This is a genomic window from Stieleria sp., assembly GCF_041595215.1.
In the GTDB taxonomy this organism is placed as follows: domain Bacteria; phylum Planctomycetota; class Planctomycetia; order Pirellulales; family Pirellulaceae; genus Stieleria; species Stieleria magnilauensis.
The window spans coordinates 1-6613 of sequence record NZ_JBFHKV010000418.1; the positions used below are offsets into that span (position 1 = coordinate 1).

The following is a 6613-nucleotide window of genomic DNA, read 5'->3' on the forward strand; positions in this document are numbered from 1 at the left end:
ACCGCACCGTGATCGACGGTGTTTCGGCGGCCCAGCGACAGCGGAATCGCGAGGCATTCTGTACGCCGGCGGACGCTCGATCATGAAATGTCCAAAGTGCCCGCACAACCAATCGGTCAAATCGGGGATGAAGTGCGCGTCGTGCGGTTATCGATTCAGCTTCAATCCCCAAGCGACGCGATCCAAGGGATTGACCGACGGACGTTTTCTCGCGGCGGTCCGCGCGGCAAGTCAAAACGACACGGCATTTTTCACCCGCAACCAGCTCTACGGAACGTATTGTCGTCGGCAAAAGGTGTCGAAGGTTCCCGGATTGCTGGTAGGAACATTGTTCTTCATCTTCGGGGCACTGGCGGCTGCCGCCCATAACATCCCCGCCGTAGCGCTGACCTGGTTCATCTCGACGATCATCTTTCTGGCAACGCAGCTGATTCGTCCGTCGATTTTGCCGCGAGACCGGTTCATGCGACTGATCGAGCGTTGGATGAACGACGGCAAGCCACTGGACAAGCTGATCGTGTCGCCGTCGCTGACGTCACCGCCGCCGCAATCACCCGAGTCGGACTTGTACGACTACGGAGTTCAGCGATTGTTGATCGTTCAACGCGACGAATTGGTGGATCTGTTTGTCCTCAACAATCTTCATGCCGAACAGTCCATGCTGGTCTTGTCCATCAACGGCTACCCCCATTATCTGCTCGGACATGCCAAACGCGTCCTCGAGGAACAGCCCGATTTACCGGTGCATCTGCTTCATGATGCCGACGCGGCGGGGCAGCAGATGCAATCGCAACTTCCGAAGCTTGGTTTGCCGTTGGCAGGTCGCAAGGTGATCGATCTGGGGTTTGCCGCCGAGGATTTCAAACGGTTGAAACGCGCGAAGCAGATTGACCCGAAGAACCGCAAGCGGACCTTGCCGGTCGATGTGTTGGCGCTGCCGTTCCTGTCCACCGGACTGGCCGCCTGTTTCGCGACGGAGATGACGATGAGTGCTTTGTTGGAAGAGCATGCGAGGGAACAGGCCGTCGCATCCACTTACAATTTTGGTTAGTCCGTGATGAAAACAAAAACAGCGGTCATCGCCGCGTTCCTGTTGCTGGTGGCGTTCTGCACGAACGGATGCGACGGCCAACAATCCAGTGAAGCCTTTCATCGCGGACGTGATCTGGTGATCAAGGGGCAGTTCGATGCGGCGGAGTCCGAACTGGCTGAATTCGAAAGACAACACCCTGGACACACGCTCTCGAGTCGGGCGCGCTTCTTGCGAGCGAAAGCCAAGCTGGGGGCGGGGGATCTTCCGCAATCGCGGCAGTTGTTTCAACAAACCATCGACCAGTTTCCGCAGTCGGACGAAGCCGACAAGGCACGCTACAAACTCGCTTTCATTGAGCTGCTCGATGGCAACACCCAGCAGGCGGAACAGCAATTTCAAGTCATCGTGAAACAGTCGCGCAGCATCTACCTGGCCGAGGCGACGGCGGTGCGAGCGATGCTGGACCGGCAGCGGGCCGAGTGAATTCATGGATGCACTGGTCGGATTGACGGGGCCGCCGTCAATGACGCTGTTGCGGTCGATGATCGCGACGCTCACACATCGTGGCAAAACACCCGGCGATGTGTTGCTGCAATCGAGCACCGCATCGCTGGCCAGACTGCAACTGAGCGACGACCACGCCGTCGGGCTGCGTTTGGACCGTCGCGGGTTGATCGACGACGACGTGACGTTGCTGGTCTGTGGCTTCCTGACCCGAGACGGAAATGAATCTGTCGGAGGGGCGGTCGCGCTGTCCGGTTTGATCGCGGAGTATCGGGCACGCGGGGTTGCCGCATTATCGCGTTTGCAGGGGGCGGCGATCGTGGCGATCGCTGACGAGACTGCCGGCGCACTGCATGTTGCGAGAATCGGCGCCGGCGTGCGGACGGTTTTTTACGGACGATTTAACGACACGTCTGCCGCGACGTCGCGCTGGCTGGTCGCGTCGGAGCCCAAGGCGATCACTTCGGCACCGGGCTATGCAGCGGAGATTCGACCGGCGGCGATCGCACAGTATTTGGCGTTCAGTTTCGTACCCGGTCACGGCACGATGCTGAAGGAGGTTTACGAATTGCCTGCCGGACACGCGGTCACGCTTTGCAGGGATGCGTCCAGCCAGCTGACGAATCTGTTTCCGTTTGAAGAGGACGAATGGGATGGCCGGGGTGACGGCGACGATCATCGGCACTGGGTGGCCGAGTCACGGCGTGTGATCAGCGATGCCGTCGCGCGGCGTTTGCCATCAGGCGAGCCCGTCGGCATCTTTTTGTCCGGCGGTTTGGATTCCAGCATCGTCGCCGCCGAAGTCGCGCGTCAGCACAGCCATCGCGTGTTGACCTATGCGATTCATTTCGGCAAACACTATCCCAACGAGCTGGAATTCGCCCGCAGCGTCGCAGACCGACTGGGGACCGACCACCATGAAGTGATGGTCAATCCCAGGCAATTCGCACCGCGACTGCGCCAGATGATTTGGCATCTCGACGATCCGATCGGCGATCCGATCACGCAGCCGAATTTTGAACTCGCCCGACGCGTCAGCCAAGACGTGCGGTATGTGTTCAACGGCGAAGGGGGCGACCCGCTGTTCGGCGGTCCCAAAAATTTGCCGATGATGATGCAGCACTGGTACGGTGTTCCACGAGAACCGGGCTTCCGCGAAAAGGCGTACCTGGCGTCCTATCGACGGGCGTATGAGGAATGGTCCCGCGTGTTGCACCCGCGGATTCGAGACCAGATTGACCCCGAACGTGATCTCGAATCGATTCTGGCACCGTTCTTTGAACAGTCCTCGGTGCGTTCGTTCTTGAACAAGCTGATGGCAATCAATATTCGTCTCAAGGGGGCCCATCTCATTCTGCCCAAAGTCGAACGGATGTTGGCCGCGTCGGGGCTGACACCGCTGGCGCCGTTGTTCGACGAGGAATTAATTCGTCTGAGTTTCCAAATGCCGCCGCGCATGAAACTCCGCAGCGGTGACGAGAAATGGGTGCTCAAACGAGCCTACGAAGACGACTTGCCGCGCGAAGTGATCGCGCGGCCCAAGAGCGGGATGCGGGTCCCGGTCCACTATTGGTTTCGCGGTGAAATGCGGCGGTTGGCCAAAAAGACGCTGGCATCGCGACACGCCCGCGAGGCCGAGTTGTTTGATCCCGAGCGGATCCGACAGCTGTTGCGCTACGACATCGAAGAAGGTGCCGGTCGCTACGGCATGCGGCTGTGGATGCTGATGACGTTCGAACTGTGGCGCCGCGTCGTCGTCGACCGCGACATGACGGGGGTCACGCGGTGACGGGACGTGGTGCCGGAGAGGCTTGCGCCCTACCGCTACCCAAAAATACTCCGTTTGATGTCAAACGAAGTCGCACTACTGGTTCACTTCGGTTTCCGATTTCGCTTGCTCCAGCATGTCCTTCATCAATTTGTCATCGGGCTTGTGCTTGAGGTAACGCTGACTCCACTGTTTGGCCTGCTCGTAATTCTTCTGTTGCAGGTAGGTGCGGACCAAACCATACCAGGCGGCCAGTCCCATCTTGGCGGCTTGGGCTTCTCCGGCCTTGGTAATCATCTCTTCGGTCGCGTCGAGCAACACCTTTTCGGCTTCATCCAGTTTTCCCAACGCGAGCAGGCTTTGGCCGATCCCGTTGAGGGCCGCGGATTGAACCGGGGAGTCTTTGTCGATCTTTTTGAATTCCGTGATCGCTTTGTCGTATTCCCCCAGATGCACGTAGGTCCAGCCCAAACCGTTGCGTGCCGATTCATTCTCCGGTTCAGAATTCAGTGCCGAAAGAAAGCTTTTCAGGGCGTTGCGTGTATCGCGAGATCGCCACGCCTTCCAGCCCTCGTCGGTGAGGACGGAGGCGGAGACCTCTTCCTCCGGCTGTTCCCCCGTCTTTGACTTGGCCACGTCACGACGGATCAATTCCTTCACGCGAGCGGCGATGATGTCTTCGGCCGAGTCGACGCGTTGCTGCAATTGAAGCTTGATGCGTTGCAGGTCGGCTTCGGCTTTTTCCACGCGGGCCATTTGTAGCTGCATCTGCAGCTCGAATGATTGTCGCACCAACGCTTCGATCACCTTGTGGGAATCGGTTTCTGTCGGCAGTGTTGATGTCGCCAGTTGCTCAGCTGCCGGTTGCTCAGCTGCCGGTTCGAGTGGAGCGGCGCCCATCCGTTTCAGTTCCGTGTCGATCAGTTCAATGCTTCGCTCAAGTTGCTTGACCGCAGGGTGATTCTGACTGAATTGATTGGACAGCTGAAGCAGTTTCAGCTTGGCGGCCAGTCCGTGGTCACGCAATTGTTTCTCGAGGCCGGTTGCGTTGGCCGTCGGTTTGGATTTTGGCGGATCCGTAGCGAGAAATGCTGCAACGTCGCCGTTCTTTTCGTTCACGACGAACCGCTTTGCCGAATACTTGCCCTGAAAGGTGCTGATGTCCAGTCCGGTGAGTTCTTTGAGACGCGAACGCAGGTCACGACCATTCTTGGTATGCCATGAATAGGCCCAAAAGAAATCCTTACGCGTTTTGTCTGCGTCGGGAAAATACGTGAGCATTTCCGTGGGAACGCTTTCCGGGAGTCCACGCACGGAGTGTTCGAAGTAGCCGGCGACAATCACTTGACGGACGTCCGCGTCAGCTGAAATCTTCACGTTCCATTGGGCACCGTAGTAGCCGGTTAACGCCAGCACGATCGGTTTGCCGGTGGGCTGTACGTCGACGAATACGCGGTCATCGGTGTTGTTGTCTTCGGGCGCGTAGATGCCGATGACGTGCAATTGGCACGATGCGAGTTGGTCCGCCGGCAACAGTTCGGCGGTCGCGCGGGGCATCACGTTGATCTGCATCGCCAGGATGCCTAGCAGCGCGAACGCGAGTGTTTTGAAATGCATACGTTTCATCGTGTTACTCCGATGTGGGTGACGGATCGGCGAATGGATCGGTGACGGTTTCGTTCAGCAGCAGATCGAGTTCGGTTTCCAATTGATCCAGTGGTGTCGCATCGAACTCCCATTGCAAGTGTGCCGGCGGTGGGTCCGAAGGCGAGGGATCGGCATCCGGGGCACGCGGCGCAGCGGAGGCGTCGCCCGGATCGAAAGCCGATGGCGGGGCGTTTCGATTGCGAGTGGTGAACCGATCGATCGCGAACCATCCGCCGACCAGGAGCAGAGCGGCGAACAATAGGACGAGCGGGATTGCTGGTCGCAGTCGTTTCGTCGGTGCTTCGAGTTTGGGCAGGAGTGTCGTCGTCGGCTGACGCAGATGCGCGAGGCAATCTTCGAGATAGTCAGCCAGTTGATGGGCGTCATCAAATCGCTTGGAGGGATCTTTTTGCAGCAGTCGGTCGACGATGGTTTCCAGCCATGGGGGCAGATCTTCGCGAAGCTGCGAAAGCGGGCGATGCGGTTGGTCGGTGATTTTTCGCAGAACGCCGTAGGGTGTTTCGGCGCGGAACGGGGGACGCCCGCACGCCATCGCATACATCACACTACCGAGACTGAACAGATCGGTGCGGCCGTCGATCGATTCACCCTTGGCTTGTTCGGGCGACATGTACTGGGGCGTTCCGGCCAGCACGCCGCTGCGCGTCAAGCTTGCATCATCGGCGGTGCGTGCCAGACCAAAGTCGGTGATGATCACCCGCGAAACGCTGGCGGGCATCAAGATGTTTGCCGGTTTGATGTCGCGGTGAATCAGGCCTTGATCGTGTGCGGCCGCCAAGCCCCGCGCGATTTGTAGCGAGATCTCGAGGATGTTTTCCAGCGACAGCGGTGCGGCGCGGTCGATGCGTTGCTGCAGCGATTCGCCCTTGATGTAGGGCATGACCAGATAGGGCATTTCCTTCCAATGATCGACGCCATAGATGGCGATCACGTTGTCGTGAAGGATCGCGGCGGCGGCTTGTGCTTCACGGGCAAACCGTTGGCGTGCCGCCGAGTGGCCGGCGTACGCGGGGCTAAGCACCTTGATCGCGACGAAGCGATCCAGCGAGACATCCCAGCCCTTCATCACCACGCCCATGCCGCCTTGGCCGATGATGCCGGAGATCTCGTAGCCGCCGAAGCGTCCCAGCCGGTGCGGGTCGTCGGTAGGATCCAAAAAGCTCAGTTGTCCAAGTGGAGTGTCTTGGCCCGACACGTTGAACCGGTTCTGATCCGATGTCGTGGGCAGCGGATGGTTATCGGTATCGTGATCCGATGGCAGACCGTCGGCCGAGCTGAGAAAGGTTTGGGTATCGTCCCAGAACGATTCGTCAGCGGTCCGCCGCGTCAGTTCCTCGTCACAGAAGCGGCACGCATCGAGATGCTGTTCGAGTTGTTCCACCTGTGCGGTGGAGAGTTCACCGGCCAGAAAAGCATCCAGTTGATCGAAGCGGCAGGAGGGGCATGATGCTTTCATGATTCGTCTTGCTCCTGCTGCAAATCGAGTTCCTGGACCTTGTCTTTGAGACGCTTCATGACGCGGCTGCGGGCGGTGTAGACACTTCCACGGGAGCGATTCAACGACTCGGCGACCCGTTGAACGTCTTGACCGAGCACCACGCTGGACCAAAACGCTTGCCAGGTCTCGCCCTGGAACTCCG

General features: G+C 59.0%; 5 protein-coding genes and 1 pseudogene. 3 read left to right on the forward strand and 3 right to left on the reverse strand.

The genetic code is table 11. The annotated features are described in order from the left end of the window. From ABX749_RS16720 to ABX749_RS16730, 3 genes are all read left to right on the forward strand, one after another. A partial coding sequence (locus tag ABX749_RS16720; RefSeq protein ID WP_372896974.1) for a hypothetical protein occupies positions 1-1051 on the forward strand: 1051 nt, incomplete at its 5' end. A 6-nt stretch (positions 1052-1057) separates the two neighbouring features. Continuing rightward, positions 1058-1516 carry a tol-pal system YbgF family protein gene (locus ABX749_RS16725; RefSeq protein WP_372896975.1) on the forward strand — a complete coding sequence of 153 codons (459 nt, stop codon included), beginning with the start codon at positions 1058-1060 and terminating at the stop codon, positions 1514-1516. Between the two features lie 4 nt (positions 1517-1520). Beyond that, the gene (locus tag ABX749_RS16730) at positions 1521-3326 is read left to right on the forward strand and encodes an asparagine synthetase B (protein WP_372896976.1); all 1806 of its coding nucleotides are present in this window, start codon (positions 1521-1523) and stop codon (positions 3324-3326) included. 75 nt (positions 3327-3401) lie between these two features. Here ABX749_RS16730 and ABX749_RS16735 read toward each other — a convergent pair whose 3' ends face one another. The 3 genes and pseudogenes from ABX749_RS16735 to ABX749_RS16745 all read right to left on the reverse strand — a co-directional run. Beyond that, positions 3402-4931 carry a tetratricopeptide repeat protein gene (locus tag ABX749_RS16735; RefSeq protein ID WP_372896977.1) on the reverse strand — a complete coding sequence of 510 codons (1530 nt, stop codon included), beginning with the start codon at positions 4929-4931 and terminating at the stop codon, positions 3402-3404. A 4-nt stretch (positions 4932-4935) separates the two neighbouring features. Continuing rightward, positions 4936-6429 carry a protein kinase gene (locus ABX749_RS16740; protein WP_372896978.1) on the reverse strand — a complete coding sequence of 498 codons (1494 nt, stop codon included), beginning with the start codon at positions 6427-6429 and terminating at the stop codon, positions 4936-4938. Beyond that, positions 6426-6613, reverse strand: a pseudogene (locus tag ABX749_RS16745) (hypothetical protein); the annotation flags it as partial. The pseudogene ABX749_RS16745 and the gene ABX749_RS16740, both read right to left, overlap by 4 nt.

Coding starts and splice junctions, on each gene's coding strand:
- ABX749_RS16725 (WP_372896975.1), top strand. CDS start 1,058: ATGAAAACAAAAACAGCGGTCATCGCCGCGTTCCTGTTGCTGGTGGCG.
- ABX749_RS16730 (WP_372896976.1), top strand. CDS start 1,521: ATGGATGCACTGGTCGGATTGACGGGGCCGCCGTCAATGACGCTGTTG.
- ABX749_RS16735 (WP_372896977.1), bottom strand. CDS start 4,931: ATGAAACGTATGCATTTCAAAACACTCGCGTTCGCGCTGCTAGGCATC.
- ABX749_RS16740 (WP_372896978.1), bottom strand. CDS start 6,429: ATGAAAGCATCATGCCCCTCCTGCCGCTTCGATCAACTGGATGCTTTT.